Raw genomic sequence first — 22495 nt, 5'->3', positions numbered from 1 at the left:
GCTGTTTCTCCTGTTTTAGATGCGGGATCAGCGCGCGCGGTGGGCTGCGATGACTTGGGCGGCCAGGGCGGCCTCGTCGGTTGCACCTGTGGCCGCTGCCTCAACGCCCGACACAGCCGGGTTGCCCACGGCGCCCATGGCAGCAAAGAAGGTGTTTTGAGATGCCGAGGCGGCTGGAGCGGCGGCAGCAGGCTGAGCGCCCAGCAAGGCAGAGGCTTGCTCTGTGCTGAGGCCAAGCTGCACACATTGCACGGCCATGGCCATATTGGCTGCAGCCCCGGCGTGGCCGAGGATGGCGCTGGTGCGTTCGCGCTCAGCTGCAGCGCCTGCCTGATGGCCTGCGGCGCGCGCCTGGTCGATGTCTGCCTGCGCAAAAGTGGCAGCGACTTGCGCGGTGGCTGTGGTGGTAGTGGCGGTGGCGGCGTTGGGTGCTGCGCCCGCCGGTGCTTGGGTGGTGGTGCCTGACATGTGGTCTCCTGTCGTGGTGGCGGTGGATCGGGCCGTTGGCCCGGCGGGGTAAGACCGTGCGCGAAGCGCGGCCAGTTCGGAAATCATTTGGTCGGTCGTGCTGATGCGATCTGCCAGCCCTGCAGCAATGGCTGCCACGCCGCGATAGGTGGCGGCCTGTGTTTTGCGAACGGCGTCTGCAGCCATGCCGCGCTGTGTGGCGACGGCCTGGATGAACATGTCGTAAAGCTCGTTGATGTCGCCCTGCAACTCGGCCTGCACGGCGGCGGGCAGTGGCTCGAAGGGGTTGCCGTCAACCTTGTGGGCACCGGCAAAGATGTGTGTGACGGCGATGCCGTCGTTGGCCAAGGCGCGCGAGAAGTCCACATGGCGCATGACTACGCCGACACTGCCGGCATAACCGGTGGTGGTGACCGCTATTTCGTCTGCAGCGCTGGCGCCCAGGTAGGCGGCCGATGCGGCCATGCCGTCTGCAATGGCGCGCATTGGCTTGCTGCCGCGCAGGGCGTGCACACGCTGGGCATACTCAAATGCGCCCTGCACTTCGCCGCCTGGGCTGTCATACACCTGCAGCACGGCGTGCACGTCGGGGTGCGCCATGGCGTCTTCGAGGGTGGCGGCCAGGTCGTTATAACCCAGCAGCATGGTGCTGTCGGCTTCCAGGCGGGTGCGGTGCACCAGTGCGCCGCCGATGCCAAGCACGGCCACGCCATCCACGATGCGATAGCCGCGTTCGGTGCTTTCACCACGGCGAGTGCTGAACATTTCAGGACCTGCGGCCTGTGCCATGGGCTGGCCAGCAGCATCAACCAGGCGCAGCGGGCCGCCAGCCAGGCGCTCGCCCAGGCCGGCGATGATGGCATCGAGCTTTTGCGGGTGGATGAGAAGCGGCGTGTTGAAAATGCGCGCGGCCAGGTGGGGGTATTTCATCGGTCGCCTTGTTGTTGTGGCGCGCCCGCCGGGGCGGCGCTGTCTTCGTCGTCGCCCCCGGCAGTGGCTGCCGTGAGGGCGGCCGCACTGGCGGCGTCTTCGCTCAAAGGAAGGCCGCGCGCCAGCTTCATGTCGCGCTCCAACGCCCGTTGGTCGAGCACTTCTTCGTAGTCGTCGCCCTGCTCTGCGCATTCCTTTTCCAATGTGGAAAGTCCTGCATTCATGCGGATGACGGCGGCCTGGGCTTCTTTGACCGGGTCCACCCAGCCACGGCCACCGAAGATGAAGCGGGCGCGCAGGTAGGCGTATTTGTTCTGGTAGAAGCCAGGGGCCTCGATCTCGCCTGCGTTGACGGCCTCTTCGAACCACAGCTCATAGATGGGGCGCAGCCAGTAGTCGGTGAGCCAGCGGCGGCGGCCGTGGAAGTAGCGCCAAGCTTCGAGCAGAGAGGCGCGGGCGCTGGACCAGCTGGTTTTGCTGAAGTCTTTGAGCAGCAGCTCGTAGGGCAAATTCATGCCTGCGGCGATGTGGCGCAGGCTGGCGAGCATGAAGGCCTCGAATGCCTGGTTGGGGCGCCCCGGCGTGAAGCTGCTGACGCGTGCACCCACGGGCAGCGGGATGATGGCGGCGCCCTTCATCTTGCGGATGTGCTGCGCCTGCTGCACCGACTGGCCCCAGGCGGCGCGCGGGTCTTGCCCGAACAGAGCACCGGCGGATTCTGGGTCGAGGTCCGATTCGAGGAATGCTGCAACCAGCGAGTTGGCAAGGCTGGCTTCGAGCTCGTTGCTGGCGTATTTGCCGGCCATGTGAAATTCGCGCATCACCGCAGACACGATGGGGCGGCCGCGCGATTGGCCGGTGCGCTCTTTGTCGTGTAGGTGGATGACGCGCTGGCGGCCCCAGGCGGTGAAGGCGGGCACGCGGTCCCACTCCAACATGCGGGCACCATAGGCACCGAACAGGCCGTATGCATCGCCGGGGTGGCGTTTGAGGATGTGGTACGCGACAGGCGCACCATAGGTGTCGAACTCGATGCCGCCGCGAATGTCGGCGCGGTGCTCCATGCCCACGGGGGTGCTGAGGCGGTCAGCCTCCATGGTCATGATGCGGGTGTTCCAGCGCGTGCCCGCACGGGGCAGCCACAGCGGCAGGGCGAGGCTGTCGCCGTTGAGCATTGCGCCGCCCAGGGCCTGCAGGGTCATGCCCAGCAGGTTGAGCGAGCGCGAGGCATCGCATTCTGTGGTCTCGCCCCAGCTGCGGAATTTGGCCTCAACCAAGTTGCCCCACTCGCGGGCGTATTCGCGCTCCCAGCCCAGCAGCCGGTAGTCGGGCGTGCAGCTGAGGCGCAGCACCGAGCCGACGATGTTGTCGCGCATGGTCTGCATGGCGCCGCCCATGAGACCGTTGTTGCGGCTGAGGTCGCGCGAGCGGGCGGTGAGGGTTTGCAGGTCGGGCAGCAGGTCGGCATCTGCACTGGCCGCCACCGGGTTCCAGTCAAGTGTGGCCAGGTCTTGGCCAGCACTTTGGTAGGAGCCCGCCATGGATGCACCGGCCGATGGCATGGCGGCAGCGAGGCTTTGCGGGCGACGGGTGCGTTTGGCCATGCTGGTCAGCCCGCCATGTAGATGGGGCCACGTGGTGCGGTACCGCTGCGGCGGTCAAGCTCTGCGTCTATAGCGCGCAGCTCTTTGCGGATTTCTTCGGGCACTTGCGCAAACTGCGCAGAGCGTGAGGCGCTGCCTCCGTTGTAGCTAGCCGATGTGGGGGCGGTGAGCCGGTCAATCAACGATGCACTCAGGCGCGCACGGATGGCCTGGAGTTCTTCGGTGGTGTGGCGGCTGTAGGTTCCCATGCCCGGCACTTTGCCGGGGTGGGCGTCTCATTTACACCCAAAAATGAGACTATTTTTTAACAAGAATCCGGTAGGCCTGCGCCCGGCTGTACCCGTGGCGCGCAGCCACCTCGGACAGATTGGCTCCGTCGAACTCACGCAGCATGGCGGCATAGACCTCTTGCCTGCGCGATCTGCTGCGCTTGGCCACATAGATGCGGTCGCCATGCACCTGGTGGTGCAGGCGGTCAACCAGCGCGGCGGCAATTTCGTTCGCCGTTTTGACACCGAACGCGGCCGCCACGGCGCGCGCCTCGTTTTCGATCAGGCTGAACAGGTCGATTGCAGGCGCGGCGCAGGGTGATGGTTTGTGCATGTTGCTGGGAAGTTGTGCTACAGGGCGATGGGAGCAAACAGCGCCGCATCCGTGGTGAGTGCGGGCATGGGTGCTGGGCGTTCTTCGCTACTGTTTTCGTAGCTTGCTGCGCTGGCTGGCTGTGCGCTGGGTGCCGGAACCGTAAACAAATCCGCATTGACGGGCGCGAACTTCTGTTCACGCCGCTGCCAGCTGGGTTCGCGGTAGGTTTGAATGCCCAGGTGGCAGGCCATGGCGTAGGCGTAGATGAAGCAGTCGCCGCCTTCTTCGCGGTGGCCCTGCGGTGTCACCCAGCGCATACTGGCTTTGCCTTGCACCACCACGGGTATGAGACGGGCGGCGGTCATTTGCTCGAATTCGTCGGTGCCCACCAGTGCCCTGGGCACATGCACGTAGCCAGGGCCCACTTGCGTGAGGCGCATGCGGCCGTACAGCAGGTGCTTGGCGGTGTCGGTGCCGATGGGCCAGAGCTTGACGCCGTTGGCGATGGTGCGGCCGCGCCAGTTGATGTCGATGTTGCTGGGCTTGCTGATGATGGGTTTGCCGTATTGGCTGGCGCCCTTCAGGGCCAGCACCTGGGCATGGGCGTGGGCGCGGCAGTAGCTGTAAACGGCGTGGGTGTTGTGGCCGCCGGTGTCTACGCCGGTGGCTTCGATCAGCATTTGCGCGCCGCTGGTGCTGTGCACGATGGGGGTACGGCGGATTTCAGTGAGGCGCGTCCATGGGCTGCCTTCGGTGCCTTCGTCGAGGTTGGGGTCGCCGTAGATGATGTGGCGGGCCACGAGCCAGCTTTCTTCGCCGCGGCCCCAGGCCCACACGCGGGCTTCGAGGCGGTCGGGCTGGGTGTCTACGCCCATGGTGAGCATGAGGCCGCCGCGTGGCACGGTGCCAAAGTCGTAGTCTTCAGCGCGGGCGGCCAGGGCGCGGCTGTCGGCGCCGGTACCGGTTTCTTCCCAGGTTTCGGCCAGGGAGGAATTGAGGAACTTTTTGAGGGGGGCGCTGTTGCCCACCTGGCGGGCTTCTTGGGCGGCTTCCCATTCTTCGACCAGGCTTTCCCAGCTTTTCCAGCCGAGTGGGCTGTAGAGCTTGTTGAGCCAGAACCCGGCGCGCTTGCCCTGCCCTGCCCCGGCCGCCTGTGGCACCCAGATGCCTTGGGCGAGCATGCTGTCTTTGCGGTGTTCTTCAATTGCGCCGCCGCAGTGGCGGCAGATGTAGACGGCGGTTTCAGGGCGGGCCTTGCCTGCGGCGGTTTTGAGCCACTTGATGCCCCAGTCGGTTTTGGCGCCCCACAGCAGCACCTGGGCTTCGCCGCAGTGTGGGCAGGGCACATGGTATTGGCGCTGGTCGCTGGCGAGGTATTCGCGCTCGATGGTGCTTTGGCCTTTGATGTTGCAGGTGCTGGCGATGATGAGTTTGCGCCGGGCAAAGTTGCTCATGCGCTCTTCGAGCAGGCCCAGGGGCGGGCCCTCGTTGTCCACGTCGGCGGGCCACTTGTCGACCTCGTCGGCCACGGCGAAGCCGAGCGGCTTGGATGCCAGGGAGCTGGCGCTGTTGGCCCCGCCAAAGAACACCGTGAAGCCGCCCTGAATGCTGCGGCTGCGCCAGCTGGTGGACTCGTCTCGGCTTTTGCGCACGGCCACCTTGCCGTGCATGGCCGGGGTTTGCATGATGGTGGGCAGGAAGCGCTGGGCGCTGTGGTCTTGCGCGTCTTGCAGGGTGGGCTGCACCATCATCATGTCTTGCGGGTCGGTGTGGATCCGCTGCATGACGGCGTTGTAAAGCACTTCGGACTTGCCCAGCTGGGTGGCGAACCACAGCACCACGCGCTCATACGGTGTGTGGCTGCTGGCGCACTGCATGGGCTCGACCAGGTAGGGCGTGCGCTCGTTGCGCCAGGGGCCGCGCTCGGGGCCTTTGGCGATGTGGCGGTAGCGGGCGGCCCATTCGGCGGTGTCGATGCGGGGGGGTGGGGCGAGGAACTGGCCGCGCACGCGGCCCATCACATCTGCAAACAGCAGCTCAGCGTCGGGGATGTCGCGGGCGGTCAATCAAACGCCCCTTCGGCATGCTTGGCTTGGTCAGCCGTGCCGGCCAGATTGCAAAGCGCCTGGTGGATCTCGGCATCCAGCAGGGTGTGGATGGTGGCGGTATCGGTTTCGCTGGCCAGCAGTGGCGCCATGCGCGCCGGGATCTGCAGCAGCGCATCGCGGGTGGTGGCGTAGTCGGTGGCCAGCTGGCGCTCGACCACGGCCACGTTGATCATCTCGCGCCGCATCTTGGCCTCGTTCATCTCGGCCATGTTGGCTTCGGCAATGCGCAGGCGAGTGCGGGCGGCATCGTGGTCTTCCAGCAGATCGTCGGGCATGTCTGGCGGCGGGAAGGCGCTGGGCGGGAACACTGGCCCACGCGCAGGCGGCGCGGCCAGCGCAGGCATGGGCGCAGCAGCCGGCAGCGGCTTGCGCGCAGCCACGTTCTGCCGCGCCTCGCGCCACGCCTGGGCGGCCTCCACCGAATGCACCGGCATGCCCTGCCCCTTGAGCTTGGTGATGGCCGCCGGAGACAACCCGAGAGCCCTGCCGATAGCTGCCTGTGAAGGTTCATTCATAGCATTCACCATGCACCATTCACCATTTACCCCGCCCACACACTAGCGCGACATCGGGGTTCGAATTACCCGCACTGGGGGAAGCTGGGGAGGACCCGAAGGCGGGGGTGGGGGCGCGCCGTCGGTCGGCTGCAACCGGGCCGGCCATCACACGCCGCCGCCGCTTGATGCATCGCGCCGCGCGCTCATGGCCATGGCGCGCACGGTGGGCGATAGGCGGGCGCCTTGCTCTTCGCGCTGCAGCACAGACTCAGACCACCCACGCCCACGCACACCAACCGCACCAGGCGCACGCAGGCGGGCCAGCAGATCGCGCAGCGCTGCCTTGCCTTGATCGCTGGTCACTGGCGCGGGCAGTGGCGCCCATGCGGGCCGTGGCGCAGCAGCGCACAGCGTGCGGAACTCGGTGGCGGTGGGCACCAGCTCGGGCAAGTGGTCAAGGGCGTGCATCACAGCCATGGGGTTGTCTGCGAACTCGCGCAGCTGACGGCGCCAGTCTGCACGCACCAGCTCCATGTCAATGCCCGCCCACATGGCCAGCCATCGTCGGCCATACCGCACGGCCAGGGCCGAATGGATTTGCACCACAAAGTCGGGGTTATGCATAGGAAGCCTCCATGAGCTGCAGCGCCTGCACGCCTGCGGCCTGTTGCTGGAAAAACTGGTATCCATCGGCCATCACCACGGGCGCGGTGGCGGGGGCTGGCGCCTGCGATGCAGCCAGGGGCGCGGCCTGCTGCATGCGGGCCCGCGCTGCGGATTCGGCCCGCGATTCGGCAGGGGGTGCGATCATGCTGGCCAGCACCCGGTCAACGTAGGCGGGCAGGTAGGCGATGCCCTCGGTGGCCTCGCCATGCGCTCGCTGCACTGCGGCGCGCATCTGGCCCAGCGTGACGCCCGCATTGGCCCAAGCCGTGGCGATGGGCCAGAACTTTTTTCGGTCTCTGGCGTCGAGCGGGTCGACCTCTACCCCGAACTCCCGGCCAAACGCGATGGACCAATCGCCCGCCGACTTGGGCACCGTGTCGGCGGGCGGTTGAACGACCGTTGCATCGCCGCCGGTTTTTGGAGACGAAGTCTCTTTTATATGGTTCTGGTTCTGGTTCTGGTTGGTGGTTCGGTCGTTCAACGGGCGTTCAACGGGCGTTGAACCAGTGGCAGATTCGTTTTTTGCTGCCTCGCCACCTCCATCAGCGCTTCCCGCTGTTTTCTTCCTTTTGGCCGCAGACGCTTTGCCCGCGCTGCTTTGCTGCTCTTGTTTTTGACGATAAGCGGCCAATTCACGGTCGCAGCGCGCGTTGTGCCAGCCGTCGTCCTGCAGCTCAAAGAACTCTTCCAGCACCACAGCAAGGGCTGCGCGCTGCTCTTCGGTGTGCGCGAGCACGCGCCGTGCGAGCTTGTTTGCATCAGCGTTCAGCGGTCGTTCGGTGTCGTAATAGACATCCAGCAGTTCCCGGTACAACGCCCGTTCAACGAACGTTAAATGGCGGGTCGCACTGTTAAAGTCGCCAATGTGGTGCGGGTAGTGATTCATGGCCTTCTTATTTTTCGTTTTCTTGGCGCACAAAGCGCAACTTGCCCACCGCGTTTGATTCGACCAGGCCGAACCTGCGCAGGGCGCTGATGTGCCAGGCGGCGGCGCTGGCGCCAACCCAGCCAAAGTGGCGTGATATGACGGCGACGGGCGGCAGCTGGTCGTTGTCGGCAAAGAAAGCGCGCATGAAAGCCAGCACCTCCAGATTGCTTGCCGATGGGGTTTTTGTGGGGCCACGGCGGCGGCCCGGAACGCGCACAGATGCAGACTGGCTGCGCAGCGCGCGGGCAATGGCATTGGCCTCGGCCATGTAGTTGCTGGTCATATGCCGGCCGCCTGCCGGACGCGAAAGCGCACGCGCTTGTCCAGGTAGTTCTGCAGGTCCGCTTGCTTGGTGATGCTGTCCATGCTGATGCGCGGCTGGTAGCTGGGACGGCGCACAAACATCAGCACCGGCGCCACCTGTACGTCGTGCGTGCCCTTGGCGGCCCAGATGCCCGGCGCCAGGTGCTGGCCACGCATTCGGCCGTGGCTGACGAAATAGCGCACGCCCAGCGTGGTTTTGTTGACCTTCTTGGTGGCAATGCTGCCAATGCCCTGCTGGTTGCGCAGGCGGGCCTTGCGCTTGTCAGACATGTTGGCTTTAAAGCCCTGCTCGCTGTACGCCTGCAGATAGCTCAGCAGCTGCGTGACAAAGGCACCGCGCAGGTTGCCCCGGCCATCGTCGCTGCCCGGGTAAGGAGTGCGCGGAATGGACGTCTGAAACCCGCTGGGCAAGATGCCCGCACGGCGCAATGCCGACTCACTGCGCTTGTCCGCCCGCCGCCCGCCAAACTCTTGCGCCTGCAGCACCTTTTGCGGGTCCATACCCACCTTGCCGCCCTTGCTGGGGGCATTGCTGGTGCTGATGGTGGGCGCCACCGACACGCTGAGCTTGTCTGCCGTAGCGGCAAACACCTTGGGCGAGCGCTCCACCCACGGCGTCACGCGGTCAAAGCTGCTGCGCAGCGCTGCCTGCATCTCGCGCCGCACCTGAAAGCCCGCATCATTCAGCGCCTTGGCATAAGCCTCGCGCGCCTGCGGGCCGCTCAGCTTTGCCAGCACATCTTGCACGGCCTGCTGGTTGCGAATCTCTACGTTCAGCTTCATGACTCAGGCCTCCCAGCTCATGGGCTCGTGGAACACCTCCGACAGCACCAGCTGCTCGTCCATGCTCAGCGCGCATCCAGCGCCCGCAGGGCCTGCAAAACTTGCGCCCGCGTAGGGTTTTCTGGCCGCCGGGCGATGCATGCCAGCATCGCCTCTTGCGCGCCCCGCAGCGGCCGCGCAGACCTCACCAGACGGGCGCAGCAGTGAGCGCACGACATGCTCACCCCACCCCACAGCGGCCTGGTTGCAGCCAGCGTGCACTGCATGCATGTCACACCCCCACCGGCGCTGGCCGCGCATGGGCGCGCAGCGTGCCCAGCACATGGCCAATGGCTGCGTGCAGGTCTTGCGCGTAATAGTCGGCACGGCGCACCTCATTGCCGGTGACCGGCTTGCCGGGCTCAGCCTTGCAGCGGGCCAGCGGGTCGGCCACGGCCTTCAGCAGCTCGGCAAACGCTACCTGCAACCGCATCGTGGCCTCTACCGGGCAACCGCATGCCTGGTCAGGCAGCGCCAGCGTGCAGGTGTAGCCCAGCTGCGATGCCATGGCATGCAGCACCGCCGCATTGCCGCTCATGTGCTGCAGCGCCACCAGCTCGCGCGGGTGCAAGTGGTGCGTGGTGTTGTTCGGATTGGCCTTGTGGGTCAGGGTGTTGGGCGACACCCCCATGCGCGCAGCCAGGGCCGCAACGCCACCCGGGTGGCCGTGCACCGTGTGATAGATGGCGTCTTCCACCGTCAGGCCGGCGGGCATGTCGGGCAAAGCCTCGTTGTCGCCATAGGCGGCAGCGGGCGGAATTGAGAAGCTTACGGACATCACACCCCCCCACCGCAAACAGCCACCACCCCCACAGGAGCAACCCGCATGCACAACAGCACACCAGCCGCCGCCGCCACAGAACACCGCCTCGAAGCACTCGAACTCTTCATGCAGCACCTGGTGCTGGTGATCGAATGCCAGCCCACCTTCAGCGCCGAAGCCCTAGACCGCTGGGTGCACATGTGCTGCGACCGCATGGACGCCACCGGCAGCAGCGCACCCGCCACCGTGAACGCGCTGCGGCAATTGCTGCGCAAGGTGCTTTCATGACCCGCCCGACGCGCCGCGCCCATCACGCAGCACCCCCCGCCGCGCACAGGCCAGCGCCACCCACAGCAGCCGCATCAATGCGGGCAACGTGCTCGGCATGGCGCTTTTGCAGCTGCTCGTGCGTTGGCATGGCGCCCGCCTCGGGGTCCAGACCCAGCTCGGCCATCAGCACACACCCCTCGGGCGTGGCGCCCACCAGGTCATACACCTCAGCCGCAGCGGCCAACAAGGCGCGCTCTTCGGGGCGGCGCGACACAACAAAAGACGACGGCGACCAATGCGCGCGCCGCTTGAGCGACGTGCCAGCGGCCCCCGCCCAGCGCTCTGCCTTTTCCAGCAGCTGCAACAAAATAGCTTCAGGCATCAAAACCTCCTTGGGGAAAAAATGGCGGGCGCCCGCAAGCGAAAGACAATGCTCGTCTCACCTCACACAGCCACACGAAAGGAGCACCCATGAAACTGAATGCAGATGCGACCAAGGCCACGCTGGCCATAAACACCGAGCTAGATGCCGCCGGTGTGGAAGAGCTGATCCGTGCCCTGGCCATGCTGCGCGCACAAATGACACCCGGCGTGCCGGCGTACCCAGCCGACAACACGCCCAGCATCAGCCACGACAGCCCCGCACTACTCATGCACAACCCCGCCGCAGACGGCTCGGTCGTCCTGCGCCTCGGCAGCGCAGGCCTGGGCTGGACCAGCTGGCGTTTGCCCGCCGGGGATATAGAGAGCGTGCGGGCTTTGCTGGAAAGTTTCAACCGACAACCCGCCGCAATCCAGACCAGAGGAAACAAGCACTGAGTCAGGCGCGGGGGTCCATTGCTCGATGGTCAGCATGCGGCCACCCCCTGCGCTACGGTTTCAGTAGCTACTTGCGCTTGATGAGGAAGGGCTGCGGGCGTAATTGGCGGGCATCCGCAAACGAAAGACAATTCACTTCTCACAATCAACCACCTTTCGAGAGGGATGCCCATGACTGGAATGCTGAACAACACCACCGTCGAGATCGAGTGCCCGAGCTGTGGCCGCAAGATCAAGGAGAGCGCGGGACGGCTCAAAAACAACCACCTGCTGCGTTGCATCTGCGGCGCCAACCTCACGCTCAGTACGGCTCACAAAGGCGGCATCGCCCAGGGCATGAAGACCGTCGACAAAAGCCTGAAGAGCCTCGAAACGGCACTCAAGAAACTGGGCAAATAGCGCGTCAATCGCACCGGTATCTGCGTTTATGTGCACGGTGGTTGCAGGCATCACGCCACCCCCTGCGCTACGGTTTCGGTAGCTTGCTGCGCTTGACGGGCGCCCGCCCATCCATGGCATACGATGGAAGCTCCAACACCACCAATCGACACGCCAAGGAGGGCGAACATGAGCGATACCAAATATCTGAGCGGGTCAGAATTCAAACTGCACTTCAGGGATCTGCTGGCCAGCCTGAAGGACGACGACCAGATCACCTTCGGCGCCGGAGACCTGAGCTTTTTGGCACTGCGGGAGCGAGGCACGAAAGTGGGCCAACGCGTCGTGCAAATCGAGTTCAACGAGACGTACACAGTCACCTCGGGCTAGAAGTCAGCACGGCCTCATGCACATCGGCCTGGCGTCGCAGCTCAGCCACCGCCTGCTCGCGCAGCCAATGCGCCAGCTTTGCCACATGGCCCGCCAGCCGTTCTTGCGGAAACGCGGCATACACCGCGTCTTTGCGCCCCATGAAGGTGCTGCACATATCGATGCGGCCATCAGACCGCAGCTTGATTTCAATAGTCCCAATGTCAGGCATGAGTGGCCTCTTTTGCTTCGGAGTTGATAGCTACTTGCGCCTGATGGGTAAAGGCTGCAGGCTGTTTTTTCATATCTGCAAGCTCAGGCCAGATATCGAACCAGTCGTTGGGGCGCAGATCACGGCGGGTGACGGCACCATCGGTAGCGCGCTCGATGGGCACGCAGCGCTCTATGGCCACAGCAGTCAGGCCATTGGCCCACTGATGCACCGCGCCCTGGGTAACGCCCAGCACGCGGGCAAGCTCGACCTGCTTGTGGGTTTTGAGGTAGGTCTTGAGGTCCATACCCCAATAGTAGTCGGACTATTTGTTTTTGTAAACAGTCGGACTATTTGCAAGAAAATTAGCCCGGCTATTGAATAGCGCCATGCCAGCACAACCACTATCTCCCGAGCAAAAGGAAGACGCCTACAGGCTTCTGGCTGCATGGGAAGAATTTAAAAAATCAACCCCAGGGGCTTCACAAGAAAAATTTGCCGCAGAGTGCGGATGGAAGACCCAGGGTTCATTCAATCAGTACTTACACGGAAAGATTCCGCTAAATCTCCCTGCTCTGCTCAAGATGAGCCGCGTCCTGCAGATTGAGCCTTCATCCATCTCTCCACGCCTAGCCGCCCAACTGCCAGCCAAAACATCAGAAAGCAGCGAAGAGGACTTTGCAGATGTAGCGCACCTGGATGTGAAGGTGGCCGCTGGCCACGGCAGCGTTCCCCACTTTGAGGAAGAGCTGGGCACACTCAAGTTCCGCCGCGACTTTCTCAGGTCTGTTGGCGTGAGCGAGGCCAATGCCGTGGTGGTTACCGTGACCGGCGCCAGCATGGAGCCCACCATTCCAGACGGCTCGGTGCTGCTGGTCAACCGCGCCAACAAGGAGCCACGGGCCAATGCGGTCTATGTGTTTCACCTGCGGGGCAATGGCCTGGTGGTCAAGCGCGTCGTCAAATCGGGCGGGCTATGGATGGCCAGGTCTGACAACGACGACCGCGAGGCCTTCCCTGATTTCGCCTTTGACGATGGCGCCACCCTGATTGGCCGCGCCGTGTGGGTGGGTTCCAAGCTGTAAGCACGTGCGGCACCGCAAAAGCCGGAACTCTGCGCACGTGCTACAGTCCAAAATCTATGCAAATCATTGATCGCACCCACATTGCCAGCATGACGCCATTTGGCGCGCAGGCATTTGCTGCGCGCAACCTTGAGCTGCTGGCAGCCATTGAAAACACTCTCGACGGCCTGAGCGCAGACACCAATCTGCTGCGCGCCATCCACGACGGCTACCAAGAAATCCAGGCCCGGCTGGCTGGCACCAACGGCGCTATTGACGACAGCGGCAGAACACAGGCGACGCTTGACAAAGCCAGCGCAGCCTGCACGCGCATCTACCACGACGCCTGCCAGCGACACCAAAGCGCCCGCCGCGACCCACAACTGCGCCCCGACGATGGCGTGGCCGAGGCCTATGGCGAATTCATCGCAGCCCTGCGCGAACTGCATGACACCATCGAGGCGCTGCGCGAGTGGATTGCCACGCACGATGCAGTGCTGCAGCCCACAACGGGCGCCGTGTATTCCAGCGCAGACGACCTGTTTGCCGCCTTGCTGCCCCGGCAGTGACGCGGCACATCACCATCACCGGGTTTGCCCACTCTGAGCGCTTTGCCTCAGACCTGCGCAGCGCCCCACCAGAGGTGCAGCGTGCCACGCTGGAGGCCCTCAAACACCTGCAGGCCCACCCCAGCGCCAAGTCACTGCGCCTGCACACCCTGAGCGGCATGCCAAAGCCCACCATCTGGAAGATCGACGTGTACGCCAACCACGCCTGGCAAGTCACGTTCGAGCTCAATGGCACAGTGGCCGAACTCAAGCGCCTGGGCACGCACAAGACCATAGACCGCGATCCACGCTGAATCGGGCACCCAGCCAAACCGCCCGCCGAGGCGGTTTTTTTATGACGACAGATCTGCCTGCGCCTTTGCAGCCAAACGCACCGTGGCATCGCTCAGATCGGCCAGCATGAGCGAAAGCTCCTTGCCCACCTTGGCAAAAATGGCAATAAGCACTGCCACGCCAAGGCCTGAAAGGCCCGCCATGAACGAATTTTTGAAGGCAATCAGGCCACCAATACCGACCGCAACAGCCACCACATACCAAAAGATGGTGAACACAGTAACCAACTGGCGCCAGGTGGGGTAAAGGCTGTCGCTACGCAGCTCGGCGGCATAGGCGTGGTGGTCTGTGGGTATGCTGGCTGCCACGCGGCTCGGTGCCAACGATGGACGGGCCGCCCGCTCGGCGCGCTCTTGTGCTGCCTGCTGCAAGGCCTCTTCCACCTTGCGGTAGATGGCCCCGCATGCCGTGCAAGACTGCGGCTCCATGCCGCTGTAGGTCGTGGTGTGGCCGCACTTGCGGCAGATTTTCTCGCTCATCATCCCTCCGGGTTTTTTGCGTCTGCCGTGTGGCGCTTGAAAGTGTAGCTGTTTGTTTTTTCTACGCCAAAGACAACACCTAAAGCACGGCCTGTTGCCACGCACGGCTGGGGTTTGGCATGTCGTGCAGCACATGGTTGGCATAGGCCACCACGAACCCAGCGCGATCGGCCTTGTATTGCTTGAGCTGCGCAGTGTCTTGCGCAAGGCGGGCCTGCAGCGCCTGCACCTGCGCGCGCTGCTGGGCGCTTTCGGCGCGCTCAGCCGGCGTCTCATCAGCATCTTCCGTGTCACACAGAAATTCAAGGTGCTCACGCTCGTCTGCCAACGCGTGCGTGAACTCATCCACATCCGACTGGAGTGCCTCAAGGTGCTCGCGCATGGCCTCCCTGAAATCGCCCATGGTCTCAGTCAGCACGCTCTTGTGCACCTGCCCATAGCCCACTGACACCAGCAACTCGCGCAGCGCCTTGCTTGCGGCGGCCTGCGTGGTGATGGGCGCCACCCCAGCCAGATCAGCCACCGTGAACACCGGGCGCGCCTTTTTATGCACCACCCCGCCGCGCTTGCGCCGCTGCTTTTTGCTGCTGCCCAGATAGAAAAGCACAACAGCCACCAGGGCCACCCAGAAAAGCCACATACGCCATCCCCATGAAGTTGTCGGTCTTGCGACACAGCATATCCGCCCGAATTCATTAATAAAAATAGTCCGACTGTTGACTTAATTAAATAGTCAGACTACTATTTGCTCCAACACGCCACCTGGCGCCTTGGAGCAACGATGCAAACCACCCGCAAGCAGGACGAGACCTCAGTCCAACGTGAAGTAAGAGACAGCGCCGCACGGCCTGCAGGTCATGGCGGCCTGTTTGATGCCCAGGGCACCAAAGGTGGGGTCTGGCCTGCTGCCGGTTCGGGCCAGGTCGGCACTGCCGCAACCATCACAGCGCCAACCCTCGGGGTTGTCTTGCGCAAAGCGCCGCAGCTGATCGCCCTGGTGCTGCACATGCGCCTGTGCCTCTTGCGCCTGCGCACGCAAATCGGCGTTCTCGCGCTCCAGCGCCCCGATGCGCTCACGCAAAAGGGCCAGGTGCTGGCCCAGCACCGCCGCCGAGCCGCGCTCGTTGATCAGCGTCTCAATTTGTTTGAGCAACATCTCAAGCATTTCATCCTCCAAAAGCCAGTAGCAGGCCATGGTAGCGAAGGCGGTGCAGCATGAGCAGCACCACCACCGACACCCACCGCGCAGCCATCAGCGCCATGCGCAAGCGCCTTGCCCGCTGGGAGCTGGACCACCTTCGCCAACTGGCCGCCAGCCAGGAAGAGCAGCTCAGCGCCGCGCACGATCGCATCGAAATCCTCGAAACCGAAGCCGCCCGCGCCTGGGACATGGCCGACGCGATGCGCGACGACATCAGCCGCCTGATCGAAGAGCTGGCAGAGGCAGGCAAGCAAGTCGGCCTTACGGTGGGCGGCCAGCTGGTGGCCATGCCAACGCAGGGGGCCGCAGCATGAGCGCCCCAAAACAATCCCACGGCTGCTGCGCAGACAAGGCATGCAGCGACAAGACCTGCATGGAGCTGCCTGATGGCAAGACCTGCGGCCACTGCGTTCATGAGCGCCGTTGCTGCATGATTTTTGGACATACGCCGACCGACACCTATTGCGACTGGTTCCCTCGGCGCTTCGCAGAAAAACCCCAGCAAGGGGCAGCAGCATGACCGCCGAAAATACAACTTTCTTGCTGTTCGCAGGCGAGCCAGTCACCCAGGATTTGATTGACGCACTGAACCTCAACGGAACCATTGAGCTTGTGCGCATGGTGCGCAAACCCAACCCGGCCGGCGCAGGGTGGCACAACTCTGGCGCCATGCTGCGCGTAGACCGCTGCAGCCCGAGGGCGCTAGAAGCCTATGCGGGTCGCAAGGCCATCAGCGCCCTGCGCGAGCTCTTTTACCTGGGCCTGGGTGAGTCGGCAGGTGACGGGCATATCAGCGCCGATGCCGCCAATCCACAGGCGCAGGAACAACTCGCCGCCAGTCTCGAAAAGCTCCAGCTCGTGGTTCAAGCCCTGGGTGAAGTGGTCAGCCAGCAAGGTGCCGTGCTCAAGGAAATGAACCGCGCCCATAGCGCCTCCGCGTCGAGTGAAAGCGCCATCGTAGTGGCAGCAGAGCAAGGCGGTGCCGCATGAACGCCCGCACCATCGCCCCCACCCCCGGCGCCCTCCACCCCTACCACGTCACCTGCGCGGGCCTGCAATACATCGCCATGGCCACCAGCGCCAGCGCAGCCATCCTCAGCGCCATCGATCTGCACGGCGTGCACAGCGCCAGCGCCAGGAGGTTGCCATGAACGCCCGCCAAACCGACCACATGGCCGCCCGCGGCAACGCCGATGCCGCATGGCTGGTGGGCTGGTGGCAGGGCAAGGTGGTCGGCATCGTGCTGGGCATGGCGCTGGCCGTGCTGATGGGGTGGGCCAAAATGACCGCGCAAACCACCAACCGCACCTGCGACGCCATGGGCGTGTGCCAAGGCCATTCAACACCCTGCGCGGGCTGCGGCAACGCGCACCCAGCCTACCACCACCTGCACCGCGTGCAAAAAATCTGCCAGGCCGACAAATGCCGCCAGGGCCGCGCCGCCTGCCCCGTGCCGCAAGCCTGCGAAGTGGCCGACGCCACCGACGCCGGCCACCCAGGCAGCGAGCTGGGCTGCGCCACCAGCACCGCCCGCTTCATTTTGCTGGTGCTGGCCGCCATTGCAGCGGCTGCATTGTTGGCCGAATTGGCCCTGCGCGCTTGATGCGTAAGCGCTAGTAGCTATCAATTTAGTAGTTTCCTCAACCACTCCAACAGGAGATTTCAGCATGTCCCAAGCGATCCATTCCAGCACCAGCGCAGCCACTGATGTGGCCGAGTTCATGACCGACCTCGATGGCGGCCAGTTCGACCGCATGTTGTCCATTGCCCTCAGCCAGGTGGCCGCAGGCACCTGCGACAACGATGGCAAGGGCGAGGTGGCCATCAAGCTCGCCTTCGAGAAAGTGCCCGGCAGCAGCATGGTCACCTGCAAGCACACCCTGAAGTTCACGCGCCCCACGGCAGACGGCAAGGCGGGCGAAGAGGCCACGCGCAAAACCACCCTGCATGTGGGCAAGTTTGGCCGCCTGACGCTGGCGCCCGAAAACCAGCTGGCCATGTTTGACCGCACCGGCGCCACCCCGGCAGCGCCAGCTGCATAACGCGCCCGCCCTGCCAGCACCACCCATCACCCCACCCCAACCACAGGAACCGCATGAACACCACCAACACCACCCAGGCCACCGAAGGCGAACTGGCGCAGTTTGCAAGCTACAGCGCCCCCTGCACCAGCGTGCCAGACGCCTTTATCGAGGCGCTGGAAGAGGGCCAAGCCATCCACGCCGCCAATGAGGCGCTGGAAGAAGCGCTGATCAACGACACCGGCCTGATTGCCCTGCCAAGTGATGTGACTGTGCGCGACCTTGAATACGCGCTGCCAAACCGCCGCCGTGCACGCGGCACCATGGCCACCCCGTTTGTGACGCCGTTTGCGCAATACGCCACCGCCTACGCTGGCCCGGGTGCCTGTGTGTTTGTGAACCCCGAATCCATGCAGGCCCGCGCCGTGCTGGACCTGGGCACGCAAGAAACCCCAGGCCACGCCGACCACAGCGCACAGCTCGCCCCCGTTCGCACGGCCGCCTATGACGCGCTGCGCAACATCACCAGCGGCGCAAGCAGCCAGCAGACCATTGCCGAGTTTTTCGAAGACTGGGCCGGCCAGGTGCAGTTTTTTAACGCCGATGGCGAGATCACACCCAAGCAGGCCATTGCCGCCGTGCGCCGCATCACCATCGAGGCGCTGAGCAAGGTTGAAAGCGAAGAGCAGCAGCTCAGCGCCAACCGATCGGCCTTTGAAAGCGTGACGGCCAGCAGCAAAGAGCCCATCCCCACCACGGTGTATTTCATGTGCAAGCCCTATGCCGACTTGAACGACCGCGTGTTTGTGCTGCGCCTGGCCATCCTGACGGGCGAGAAAGCGCCCCGCATCACCCTGCGCATCCAGAAGCTGGAAGAGCACACCGAAGAAATGGCCACCGAGCTGTGCGACCTGGTGAGCAACGCCATTGCGGGCGCCATGCCCGTGCTGGTGGGCAGCTACAGCAAGGGCGCGTAAGGCACCACGCCCCGGCCACCACCATGAACAGCCAGCCCACCATGCTGCACCTGCGCGCCGCGCCCTATGCGCTGCTGCTGCGCGGCCAGCGCGTGCCCATGCTGCCGCTGATCGAGCGGGTGGGCAACGGCTGGGGCAAAAGCCGCACCGATGCGCTATGCCTGTGGACCGGCGCTGAAAAGTTTGCCGCCGGCCTGCGCGCTGGCGACACCCTGCTGGTAGAGCTGCACGACCTGCATGCCAACGATGGCCACATGCGCGGCAGCGTGCTGACCGAGCCGCAGGTGATGCCCCGCGCAGCGCCCGCCGGGCAGGGCAAGCCAGCAAGCCAAGACCAACCCGAGGCCACCAGCGCAACCGCATGAGCCAGCACCTCACCATTTTCAACAACCGTTTGGGTCACATGATCGTCAGCAAACAAATCATCGAGCGCCAGGCCACCGAGGCCGCACACGCGGGCCAGAGCATCAACGACGCCTGCCCTTACCCGTTTTGCAGCGATGCCGGGCTGCACTTCAAGGCCGTGTATTTGCTGGCGCGGCCGCGTGGTGTGCAGGGTGAAGGGGGTGCTGCATGAGCATCTCCAACTGGCTCCTCACCGCCGACGGCCAAGACCACCACATCAGCGGCACCGCCGTGCTGCTGCCTGGCAACACCCCGCGCATCGAGGTGATCGCCCACAGCCTGGCGCAAATCAACCGCTTCACCGGCCATGCCAGCCGCCCCTACAGCGTGGCAGAGCACAGCCTGCTGGTGTGCGACATCGTCAAAAGCATGGGCTTGGACTGCCACGCCCAGCGCGCTGCGCTGATGCATGACGCCCACGAGGCCTTCACCGGTGACGTGGCCACGCCCATCAAGGCCGCACTGGGCGTGGACTGGCTGGCCTTTGAGAACGTGCACGCCCGCATGGTGCGCCACAGCTTTGGCATGCAATGCGCCCATGTGGCCTACGGCAAACGCATCAAAGAAGCCGACCTGATCGCCCTGGCCACCGAGCGGCGCGACCTGATGCGCTTTGACGCGGCCCGCAACCTGCCATGGCCCGTGCTTGACACCCCCGGCGCCGTGGTGCAGCCACTCGAAGCCGTGGACCTGCACAACCCCGCCCGCGCCGCCATGAGCTGGCGCCACCACCGCGATGCCTTCATCGCCCGCTACACGCAGCTGGCCGCCAGCTGCAGCATTGACGCCAACACCGAGCCCACCGCACCATGAAAACCACCCTTGCCAGCCCCCACGTCAACCAGCCGCGCCCGCCCCGCCTGCGAAAAGCAGGCCTGCACGACATCGAGCGCGCCACGTTTGTCAGCTCGCCCAGCGGCAAGCTGGTCAGCAGCACCGCACCCGCCGTAAAACCGCGCACCAGCCCGCTTGATGACCACCCCAGCAAAGCCAAGCTGCGCGCCAGCCAGGACAAGCGCCTGCAGCTAGTGACCAGCAGCATGCCCATCAGCAACGCCAGCAGCCGGGGCACTTATGACGGCAAAGAGCTGCAGCGCAACCCCGGCATCAGCGATGCCCGCTTGACCGCCTTCGCGCTGCCCAGCCGTGTGGGCGGGCGGCTGCATTACCCGGGTGGGCGGGTGGAGGTGGTGGCGTGAGCGAGAACACCAAAATCGAGTGGTGCGACCACACGTTCAACCCCTGGGAAGGCTGCCAGAAGGTTGGCCCCGGCTGTGACCATTGCTACGCCGAAACGCGCAACGCGCGCTTCGCTGGCGGCACGGCCATCAACTGGGGGCCAGGCGCACCCCGTCGCCGCACCAGCGCCAGCAACTGGGAGCTGCCCAAGCGCTGGAATGCTCAGGCCGACGCCTTCATGGCAAAGCACGGACGCCGCCAGCGCGTGTTTTGCGCATCCCTGGCTGATGTGTTCGACAACGCTGTCGATCCTCAGTGGCGCATGGACCTGTTCGGGCTGATTGAGGCCACGCCCAATCTGGACTGGCTGCTGCTGACAAAGCGCATCGGGAACGTTGGGAACATGCTTCCGGTGCCATTCGACTTTGATCGCCTGTACCCGAACGTCTGGATCGGCGCCACCATAGTGAACCAGGCCGAGGCCGACCGCGACATCCCGAAGTTGCTGGCCGTGCCAGCGCGCGTGCGCTTCCTGAGCATGGAGCCGCTGCTGGGGCCGGTCACGCTCCGCGAGGTGCACAGCGACATATGTGAGATCGACGCGTTGACCGGCGACCATGGCGTACTGCGTCCGCTGCTCGGCCGGTCTAAGGCCAAGGTGCACTGGGTCATCTGCGGCGGCGAGAGCGGCCCCGGCGCCCGCCCCATGCACCCGGACTGGGCGCGCTCGCTGCGCGACCAGTGCCAGGCCGCTGGCGTTCCATTCATGTTCAAGCAGTGGGGTGAGTGGGTAGATGCGGACAACGGGCCATCGGACGAAGACGCCTATGAGAGCAAAGCAGATTGCTGGGTCCACATAGAAGGCGGCCACCATGAAGGCGCTATGGGCGTGGACTTCTTTCGCACGAATCCGATGTACCGCGTCGGCAAGAAAGCCGCCGGGCGCCTGCTGGATGGCCGCGAGTGGAATGGAGCACCCCAGCCATGACCCGCAAACGCCCCCCAAAGCTGCACTACAGCCTCATGCACGAGCTGCTGGCCAGCGACACCCAGCCCATGCCCGCGCACAACCGCCGCCACCAGCTCACGCGCATGGCCGACGCGCTGGCCGAAATGATGACCGCTCCAAAGCCCAGCAACACCGCCTGGCGCGTCATCAGCGATGCCGTCAACCTGCTCGAAACGCTGGTGCAGCACGGCGAGGCCCCGGTCAAAGACCCGGCCACCGGCAAGGTGGTGGCCAGCCACTGGCGCGGCTGCGACGGCTCGCCCATCGAGGTGGCCGACACCAGCGGCCTGCTGGCAGATGCCATTGCCGCCATGGCCAAAGCGGGCCAGCGCATGTTTGACGGCCACCCCATGCGCCTGGACGGCCCCGGCATCGCCGCAGTGCGCGCCGTGCTCGAAGACTACCAAACCGCCCTCGAAGCCCTGCCCGCCCGCACCATGGTGCGCTGCCACCGCATGACAGAAAAGCGCATCCGCGAGATTTTTGGCCGCATCGACCATCTGCCAGATGGGGTGCATGTGATGGCGATTTGAGGGGTACATGATGCACAAAGAGCACAACATCATCAGCGTGAGTGGCGGGAAGGACAGCACCGCCCTGCTACTGCTGGCCGTTGAGCGCGAGGCCGAGAACTTGCAGGCCGTGTTTGCAGACACAGGCAATGAGCACGATCTGACGTACGAGTACGTGCGATACCTTGAAGAAGCGACCCGCGTGCCGATTCGATGGGTGCGAGCCGACTTCGCAGGCCGCATTGCCGGGAAAAAAGAGTATGTGCTGGCCAAGTGGGCGGGCAAGGGCGTGCCGCAGGCCGACATAGACCGCGCAGCCGCCGCTCTGGTGCCAACGGGCAACCCGTTCTTGGATCTGTGCATTTGGAAGGGCCGATTCCCCAGCACCATGGCGGCATTCTGCAGCGCCGAACTCAAGCGCGACCCAATAGTTAAGCAGGTGCAGACGCCAATCCTTGCCGCAGGCGACGACGTGCGCAGTTGGCAGGGCGTGCGGCGCGATGAATCGCTCAAGCGCCGGTTTCTGCTGGAGCTCGAGCAAGTCATCGTGAAGCACCCAGGTGAACTGTGGAACTACCGCCCAATCCTGGACTGGACTGCAGAGGATGCCTTTGCCATGCACCGAAAGCACGGCATCAAGCACAACCCGCTGTATGAAATGGGCATGGGACGGGTCGGCTGCATGCCTTGCATTAACTGCCGCAAGGATGAGCTGCTGGAGATAAGCAGGCGGTTCCCAGAGGCCATCGACCGCATCCGCGAGTGGGAGGCGGCAGTGGCCAGCGCCAGCAAGCGCCAGGCGGCTACGTTCTTTGCAATGGCGAATAACGGCGACTCCGTTACGCCAGCACGGGCCATGGCAATTTCCAACATTGACGCAGTTGTTGAGTGGTCACTGACCAGTCGCGGCGGAAAGCAATTCGATCTTGTCAGAGCCATGGATGACGGACTGTTGTGTTCATCCATCTACGGCCTTTGCGAATAACAGGGCATTCAAAGCCATG

General features: G+C 64.4%; 38 protein-coding genes. 20 read left to right on the top strand and 18 right to left on the bottom strand.

Going from position 1 to position 22495, the window contains the following annotated elements; all coding sequences use genetic code 11:
* Positions 1-27: 27 nt before the first annotated feature.
* The 12 genes from J8G26_RS09005 to J8G26_RS08950 all read right to left on the bottom strand — a co-directional run bounded on the left by J8G26_RS09005 (position 28) and on the right by J8G26_RS08950 (position 9710).
* A complete protein-coding gene (locus tag J8G26_RS09005; RefSeq protein WP_210568683.1) occupies positions 28-1398 on the bottom strand; it encodes a S49 family peptidase in 1371 nt (456 codons plus the stop codon).
* Entirely contained in the window at positions 1395-3002 is a 1608-nt protein-coding gene (locus tag J8G26_RS09000; RefSeq protein ID WP_210568682.1) for a phage portal protein, read from the bottom strand. Before J8G26_RS09000 ends, J8G26_RS09005 begins: the two co-directional genes overlap by 4 nt.
* A 5-nt stretch (positions 3003-3007) precedes the next feature.
* Positions 3008-3250 (bottom strand): hypothetical protein, encoded by a 243-nt coding sequence (locus tag J8G26_RS08995; RefSeq protein ID WP_210568681.1) that lies wholly within the window; start codon positions 3248-3250, stop codon positions 3008-3010.
* A gap of 49 nt (positions 3251-3299) precedes the next feature.
* Complete coding sequence (locus J8G26_RS08990) at positions 3300-3605, bottom strand: Mor transcription activator family protein (RefSeq protein WP_210568680.1); 306 nt, start codon at positions 3603-3605, stop codon at positions 3300-3302.
* Positions 3606-3622: 17 nt separating this feature from the next.
* Positions 3623-5653 carry a phage terminase large subunit family protein gene (locus J8G26_RS08985; protein ID WP_210568679.1) on the bottom strand — a complete coding sequence of 677 codons (2031 nt, stop codon included), beginning with the start codon at positions 5651-5653 and terminating at the stop codon, positions 3623-3625.
* Entirely contained in the window at positions 5650-6210 is a 561-nt protein-coding gene (locus J8G26_RS08980; RefSeq protein ID WP_210568678.1) for a hypothetical protein, read from the bottom strand. The genes J8G26_RS08985 and J8G26_RS08980 overlap by 4 nt, the downstream gene beginning before the upstream one ends.
* A 147-nt stretch (positions 6211-6357) precedes the next feature.
* The gene (locus tag J8G26_RS08975) at positions 6358-6816 is read right to left on the bottom strand and encodes a hypothetical protein (protein WP_210568677.1); all 459 of its coding nucleotides are present in this window, start codon (positions 6814-6816) and stop codon (positions 6358-6360) included.
* Positions 6809-7744: a YdaU family protein gene (locus tag J8G26_RS08970; RefSeq protein ID WP_210568676.1), complete on the bottom strand. Its 936-nt coding sequence runs from the start codon at positions 7742-7744 to the stop codon at positions 6809-6811. The genes J8G26_RS08975 and J8G26_RS08970 overlap by 8 nt, the downstream gene beginning before the upstream one ends.
* Positions 7745-7751: 7 nt before the next feature.
* Positions 7752-8069, bottom strand: a complete 318-nt coding sequence (locus tag J8G26_RS08965; protein WP_210568675.1) for a hypothetical protein — start codon at positions 8067-8069, stop codon at positions 7752-7754.
* A complete protein-coding gene (locus J8G26_RS08960) occupies positions 8066-8893 on the bottom strand; it encodes a hypothetical protein (RefSeq protein ID WP_210568674.1) in 828 nt (275 codons plus the stop codon). Before J8G26_RS08960 ends, J8G26_RS08965 begins: the two co-directional genes overlap by 4 nt.
* A 3-nt stretch (positions 8894-8896) precedes the next feature.
* Positions 8897-9034: a hypothetical protein gene (locus J8G26_RS08955; protein WP_210568673.1), complete on the bottom strand. Its 138-nt coding sequence runs from the start codon at positions 9032-9034 to the stop codon at positions 8897-8899.
* Positions 9035-9164: 130 nt separating this feature from the next.
* Positions 9165-9710 (bottom strand): phage regulatory CII family protein, encoded by a 546-nt coding sequence (locus J8G26_RS08950; RefSeq protein WP_210568672.1) that lies wholly within the window; start codon positions 9708-9710, stop codon positions 9165-9167.
* Positions 9711-9758: 48 nt separating this feature from the next.
* Between J8G26_RS08950 and J8G26_RS08945 the strand changes: the two genes are divergently transcribed.
* Positions 9759-9983, top strand: coding sequence for a hypothetical protein (locus tag J8G26_RS08945; protein ID WP_210568671.1), 225 nt, complete (start codon positions 9759-9761; stop codon positions 9981-9983).
* A gap of 22 nt (positions 9984-10005) precedes the next feature.
* Here the strand turns inward: J8G26_RS08945 and J8G26_RS08940 are convergent, their stop codons facing one another.
* Entirely contained in the window at positions 10006-10347 is a 342-nt protein-coding gene (locus J8G26_RS08940) for a hypothetical protein (RefSeq protein WP_210568670.1), read from the bottom strand.
* An 89-nt stretch (positions 10348-10436) separates the two neighbouring features.
* Between J8G26_RS08940 and J8G26_RS08935 the strand changes: the two genes are divergently transcribed.
* The 3 genes from J8G26_RS08935 to J8G26_RS08925 all read left to right on the top strand — a co-directional run bounded on the left by J8G26_RS08935 (position 10437) and on the right by J8G26_RS08925 (position 11552).
* Positions 10437-10784 (top strand): hypothetical protein, encoded by a 348-nt coding sequence (locus tag J8G26_RS08935; RefSeq protein WP_210568669.1) that lies wholly within the window; start codon positions 10437-10439, stop codon positions 10782-10784.
* A gap of 171 nt (positions 10785-10955) precedes the next feature.
* Complete coding sequence (locus J8G26_RS08930) at positions 10956-11183, top strand: hypothetical protein (RefSeq protein WP_210568668.1); 228 nt, start codon at positions 10956-10958, stop codon at positions 11181-11183.
* 168 nt (positions 11184-11351) lie between these two features.
* Positions 11352-11552: a hypothetical protein gene (locus J8G26_RS08925; RefSeq protein WP_210568667.1), complete on the top strand. Its 201-nt coding sequence runs from the start codon at positions 11352-11354 to the stop codon at positions 11550-11552.
* On the opposite strand, the gene J8G26_RS08920 is transcribed toward J8G26_RS08925, so the two are convergent.
* Positions 11539-11763, bottom strand: a complete 225-nt coding sequence (locus tag J8G26_RS08920; protein ID WP_210568666.1) for a hypothetical protein — start codon at positions 11761-11763, stop codon at positions 11539-11541. The genes J8G26_RS08925 and J8G26_RS08920 overlap by 14 nt on opposite strands.
* Positions 11756-12049, bottom strand: coding sequence for a Cro/CI family transcriptional regulator (locus J8G26_RS08915; protein WP_210568665.1), 294 nt, complete (start codon positions 12047-12049; stop codon positions 11756-11758). The genes J8G26_RS08920 and J8G26_RS08915 overlap by 8 nt, the downstream gene beginning before the upstream one ends.
* A 277-nt stretch (positions 12050-12326) precedes the next feature.
* Here J8G26_RS08915 and J8G26_RS08910 point away from each other — a divergent pair, with 277 nt between their 5' ends.
* Genes J8G26_RS08910 through J8G26_RS08900 form a run of 3 tightly spaced genes read left to right on the top strand, consistent with a single transcriptional unit; the run spans position 12327 to position 13668 of the window.
* Entirely contained in the window at positions 12327-12827 is a 501-nt protein-coding gene (locus tag J8G26_RS08910; RefSeq protein WP_210568664.1) for a helix-turn-helix transcriptional regulator, read from the top strand.
* A 56-nt stretch (positions 12828-12883) separates the two neighbouring features.
* The gene (locus J8G26_RS08905; protein ID WP_210568663.1) at positions 12884-13375 is read left to right on the top strand and encodes a hypothetical protein; all 492 of its coding nucleotides are present in this window, start codon (positions 12884-12886) and stop codon (positions 13373-13375) included.
* Positions 13372-13668: a hypothetical protein gene (locus J8G26_RS08900; RefSeq protein ID WP_210568662.1), complete on the top strand. Its 297-nt coding sequence runs from the start codon at positions 13372-13374 to the stop codon at positions 13666-13668. Before J8G26_RS08905 ends, J8G26_RS08900 begins: the two co-directional genes overlap by 4 nt.
* Positions 13669-13707: 39 nt before the next feature.
* Here J8G26_RS08900 and J8G26_RS08895 read toward each other — a convergent pair whose 3' ends face one another.
* From J8G26_RS08895 to J8G26_RS08885, 3 genes are all read right to left on the bottom strand, one after another.
* On the bottom strand, positions 13708-14187 hold the full coding sequence (locus J8G26_RS08895) for a hypothetical protein (RefSeq protein WP_210568661.1): 480 nt from the start codon (positions 14185-14187) through the stop codon (positions 13708-13710).
* A gap of 79 nt (positions 14188-14266) precedes the next feature.
* A complete protein-coding gene (locus J8G26_RS08890) occupies positions 14267-14827 on the bottom strand; it encodes a hypothetical protein (RefSeq protein WP_210568660.1) in 561 nt (186 codons plus the stop codon).
* A 171-nt stretch (positions 14828-14998) separates the two neighbouring features.
* Positions 14999-15343: a hypothetical protein gene (locus J8G26_RS08885; RefSeq protein WP_210568659.1), complete on the bottom strand. Its 345-nt coding sequence runs from the start codon at positions 15341-15343 to the stop codon at positions 14999-15001.
* Positions 15344-15402: 59 nt separating this feature from the next.
* Between J8G26_RS08885 and J8G26_RS08880 the strand changes: the two genes are divergently transcribed.
* The 13 genes from J8G26_RS08880 to J8G26_RS08820 all read left to right on the top strand — a co-directional run bounded on the left by J8G26_RS08880 (position 15403) and on the right by J8G26_RS08820 (position 22476).
* Positions 15403-15702: a hypothetical protein gene (locus tag J8G26_RS08880; protein ID WP_210568658.1), complete on the top strand. Its 300-nt coding sequence runs from the start codon at positions 15403-15405 to the stop codon at positions 15700-15702.
* A 202-nt stretch (positions 15703-15904) separates the two neighbouring features.
* A complete protein-coding gene (locus J8G26_RS08875; RefSeq protein WP_210568657.1) occupies positions 15905-16378 on the top strand; it encodes a hypothetical protein in 474 nt (157 codons plus the stop codon).
* On the top strand, positions 16375-16539 hold the full coding sequence (locus J8G26_RS08870; RefSeq protein WP_210568656.1) for a hypothetical protein: 165 nt from the start codon (positions 16375-16377) through the stop codon (positions 16537-16539). Before J8G26_RS08875 ends, J8G26_RS08870 begins: the two co-directional genes overlap by 4 nt.
* Complete coding sequence (locus J8G26_RS08865; protein WP_210568655.1) at positions 16536-16991, top strand: hypothetical protein; 456 nt, start codon at positions 16536-16538, stop codon at positions 16989-16991. Before J8G26_RS08870 ends, J8G26_RS08865 begins: the two co-directional genes overlap by 4 nt.
* A 64-nt stretch (positions 16992-17055) precedes the next feature.
* Complete coding sequence (locus J8G26_RS08860; RefSeq protein ID WP_210568654.1) at positions 17056-17430, top strand: hypothetical protein; 375 nt, start codon at positions 17056-17058, stop codon at positions 17428-17430.
* A gap of 53 nt (positions 17431-17483) precedes the next feature.
* On the top strand, positions 17484-18386 hold the full coding sequence (locus J8G26_RS08855; RefSeq protein ID WP_210568653.1) for a DUF2303 family protein: 903 nt from the start codon (positions 17484-17486) through the stop codon (positions 18384-18386).
* 23 nt (positions 18387-18409) lie between these two features.
* Positions 18410-18751: a hypothetical protein gene (locus J8G26_RS08850; RefSeq protein ID WP_210568652.1), complete on the top strand. Its 342-nt coding sequence runs from the start codon at positions 18410-18412 to the stop codon at positions 18749-18751.
* Complete coding sequence (locus J8G26_RS08845; protein WP_210568784.1) at positions 18748-18963, top strand: hypothetical protein; 216 nt, start codon at positions 18748-18750, stop codon at positions 18961-18963. Before J8G26_RS08850 ends, J8G26_RS08845 begins: the two co-directional genes overlap by 4 nt.
* Positions 18960-19604, top strand: coding sequence for a YfbR-like 5'-deoxynucleotidase (locus tag J8G26_RS08840; protein WP_210568651.1), 645 nt, complete (start codon positions 18960-18962; stop codon positions 19602-19604). Before J8G26_RS08845 ends, J8G26_RS08840 begins: the two co-directional genes overlap by 4 nt.
* A complete protein-coding gene (locus J8G26_RS08835; RefSeq protein WP_210568783.1) occupies positions 19601-19990 on the top strand; it encodes a hypothetical protein in 390 nt (129 codons plus the stop codon). The genes J8G26_RS08840 and J8G26_RS08835 overlap by 4 nt, the downstream gene beginning before the upstream one ends.
* Positions 19987-20958, top strand: a complete 972-nt coding sequence (locus tag J8G26_RS08830) for a phage Gp37/Gp68 family protein (protein ID WP_210568650.1) — start codon at positions 19987-19989, stop codon at positions 20956-20958. Before J8G26_RS08835 ends, J8G26_RS08830 begins: the two co-directional genes overlap by 4 nt.
* Positions 20955-21512: a hypothetical protein gene (locus J8G26_RS08825; RefSeq protein WP_210568649.1), complete on the top strand. Its 558-nt coding sequence runs from the start codon at positions 20955-20957 to the stop codon at positions 21510-21512. The genes J8G26_RS08830 and J8G26_RS08825 overlap by 4 nt, the downstream gene beginning before the upstream one ends.
* 7 nt (positions 21513-21519) lie before the next feature.
* The gene (locus tag J8G26_RS08820) at positions 21520-22476 is read left to right on the top strand and encodes a phosphoadenosine phosphosulfate reductase family protein (protein WP_246881313.1); all 957 of its coding nucleotides are present in this window, start codon (positions 21520-21522) and stop codon (positions 22474-22476) included.
* Positions 22477-22495 lie beyond the last annotated feature (19 nt).

Source organism: Acidovorax sp. JG5 (assembly GCF_017939685.1).
GTDB lineage: Bacteria > Pseudomonadota > Gammaproteobacteria > Burkholderiales > Burkholderiaceae_C > Acidovorax.
The sequence above is the reverse complement of the archived record's forward strand: the minus strand, read 5'-3'. Positions and strand labels throughout refer to the sequence as shown.

Excerpts from the sequence above, each read along its gene's own strand:
- J8G26_RS08990 (WP_210568680.1), bottom strand. The coding sequence starts at position 3,605 with ATGCACAAACCATCACCCTGCGCCGCGCCTGCAATCGACCTGTTCAGC.
- J8G26_RS08950 (WP_210568672.1), bottom strand. The coding sequence starts at position 9,710 with ATGTCCGTAAGCTTCTCAATTCCGCCCGCTGCCGCCTATGGCGACAAC.
- J8G26_RS08980 (WP_210568678.1), bottom strand. The coding sequence starts at position 6,210 with ATGAATGAACCTTCACAGGCAGCTATCGGCAGGGCTCTCGGGTTGTCT.
- J8G26_RS09005 (WP_210568683.1), bottom strand. The coding sequence starts at position 1,398 with ATGAAATACCCCCACCTGGCCGCGCGCATTTTCAACACGCCGCTTCTC.
- J8G26_RS08890 (WP_210568660.1), bottom strand. The coding sequence starts at position 14,827 with ATGTGGCTTTTCTGGGTGGCCCTGGTGGCTGTTGTGCTTTTCTATCTG.
- J8G26_RS08880 (WP_210568658.1), top strand. The coding sequence starts at position 15,403 with ATGAGCAGCACCACCACCGACACCCACCGCGCAGCCATCAGCGCCATG.
- J8G26_RS08935 (WP_210568669.1), top strand. The coding sequence starts at position 10,437 with ATGAAACTGAATGCAGATGCGACCAAGGCCACGCTGGCCATAAACACC.
- J8G26_RS08860 (WP_210568654.1), top strand. The coding sequence starts at position 17,056 with ATGTCCCAAGCGATCCATTCCAGCACCAGCGCAGCCACTGATGTGGCC.
- J8G26_RS08840 (WP_210568651.1), top strand. The coding sequence starts at position 18,960 with ATGAGCATCTCCAACTGGCTCCTCACCGCCGACGGCCAAGACCACCAC.
- J8G26_RS08920 (WP_210568666.1), bottom strand. The coding sequence starts at position 11,763 with ATGCCTGACATTGGGACTATTGAAATCAAGCTGCGGTCTGATGGCCGC.
- J8G26_RS08895 (WP_210568661.1), bottom strand. The coding sequence starts at position 14,187 with ATGAGCGAGAAAATCTGCCGCAAGTGCGGCCACACCACGACCTACAGC.
- J8G26_RS08820 (WP_246881313.1), top strand. The coding sequence starts at position 21,520 with ATGATGCACAAAGAGCACAACATCATCAGCGTGAGTGGCGGGAAGGAC.
- J8G26_RS08960 (WP_210568674.1), bottom strand. The coding sequence starts at position 8,893 with ATGAAGCTGAACGTAGAGATTCGCAACCAGCAGGCCGTGCAAGATGTG.
- J8G26_RS08930 (WP_210568668.1), top strand. The coding sequence starts at position 10,956 with ATGACTGGAATGCTGAACAACACCACCGTCGAGATCGAGTGCCCGAGC.
- J8G26_RS08915 (WP_210568665.1), bottom strand. The coding sequence starts at position 12,049 with ATGGACCTCAAGACCTACCTCAAAACCCACAAGCAGGTCGAGCTTGCC.
- J8G26_RS08835 (WP_210568783.1), top strand. The coding sequence starts at position 19,601 with ATGAAAACCACCCTTGCCAGCCCCCACGTCAACCAGCCGCGCCCGCCC.
- J8G26_RS08865 (WP_210568655.1), top strand. The coding sequence starts at position 16,536 with ATGAACGCCCGCCAAACCGACCACATGGCCGCCCGCGGCAACGCCGAT.
- J8G26_RS08945 (WP_210568671.1), top strand. The coding sequence starts at position 9,759 with ATGCACAACAGCACACCAGCCGCCGCCGCCACAGAACACCGCCTCGAA.
- J8G26_RS08940 (WP_210568670.1), bottom strand. The coding sequence starts at position 10,347 with ATGCCTGAAGCTATTTTGTTGCAGCTGCTGGAAAAGGCAGAGCGCTGG.
- J8G26_RS08870 (WP_210568656.1), top strand. The coding sequence starts at position 16,375 with ATGAACGCCCGCACCATCGCCCCCACCCCCGGCGCCCTCCACCCCTAC.
- J8G26_RS08850 (WP_210568652.1), top strand. The coding sequence starts at position 18,410 with ATGAACAGCCAGCCCACCATGCTGCACCTGCGCGCCGCGCCCTATGCG.
- J8G26_RS08845 (WP_210568784.1), top strand. The coding sequence starts at position 18,748 with ATGAGCCAGCACCTCACCATTTTCAACAACCGTTTGGGTCACATGATC.
- J8G26_RS08910 (WP_210568664.1), top strand. The coding sequence starts at position 12,327 with ATGAGCCGCGTCCTGCAGATTGAGCCTTCATCCATCTCTCCACGCCTA.
- J8G26_RS08905 (WP_210568663.1), top strand. The coding sequence starts at position 12,884 with ATGCAAATCATTGATCGCACCCACATTGCCAGCATGACGCCATTTGGC.
- J8G26_RS08995 (WP_210568681.1), bottom strand. The coding sequence starts at position 3,250 with ATGGGAACCTACAGCCGCCACACCACCGAAGAACTCCAGGCCATCCGT.
- J8G26_RS09000 (WP_210568682.1), bottom strand. The coding sequence starts at position 3,002 with ATGGCCAAACGCACCCGTCGCCCGCAAAGCCTCGCTGCCGCCATGCCA.
- J8G26_RS08965 (WP_210568675.1), bottom strand. The coding sequence starts at position 8,069 with ATGACCAGCAACTACATGGCCGAGGCCAATGCCATTGCCCGCGCGCTG.
- J8G26_RS08885 (WP_210568659.1), bottom strand. The coding sequence starts at position 15,343 with ATGTTGCTCAAACAAATTGAGACGCTGATCAACGAGCGCGGCTCGGCG.
- J8G26_RS08970 (WP_210568676.1), bottom strand. The coding sequence starts at position 7,744 with ATGAATCACTACCCGCACCACATTGGCGACTTTAACAGTGCGACCCGC.
- J8G26_RS08875 (WP_210568657.1), top strand. The coding sequence starts at position 15,905 with ATGACCGCCGAAAATACAACTTTCTTGCTGTTCGCAGGCGAGCCAGTC.
- J8G26_RS08975 (WP_210568677.1), bottom strand. The coding sequence starts at position 6,816 with ATGCATAACCCCGACTTTGTGGTGCAAATCCATTCGGCCCTGGCCGTG.
- J8G26_RS08825 (WP_210568649.1), top strand. The coding sequence starts at position 20,955 with ATGACCCGCAAACGCCCCCCAAAGCTGCACTACAGCCTCATGCACGAG.
- J8G26_RS08955 (WP_210568673.1), bottom strand. The coding sequence starts at position 9,034 with ATGCATCGCCCGGCGGCCAGAAAACCCTACGCGGGCGCAAGTTTTGCA.
- J8G26_RS08855 (WP_210568653.1), top strand. The coding sequence starts at position 17,484 with ATGAACACCACCAACACCACCCAGGCCACCGAAGGCGAACTGGCGCAG.
- J8G26_RS08925 (WP_210568667.1), top strand. The coding sequence starts at position 11,352 with ATGAGCGATACCAAATATCTGAGCGGGTCAGAATTCAAACTGCACTTC.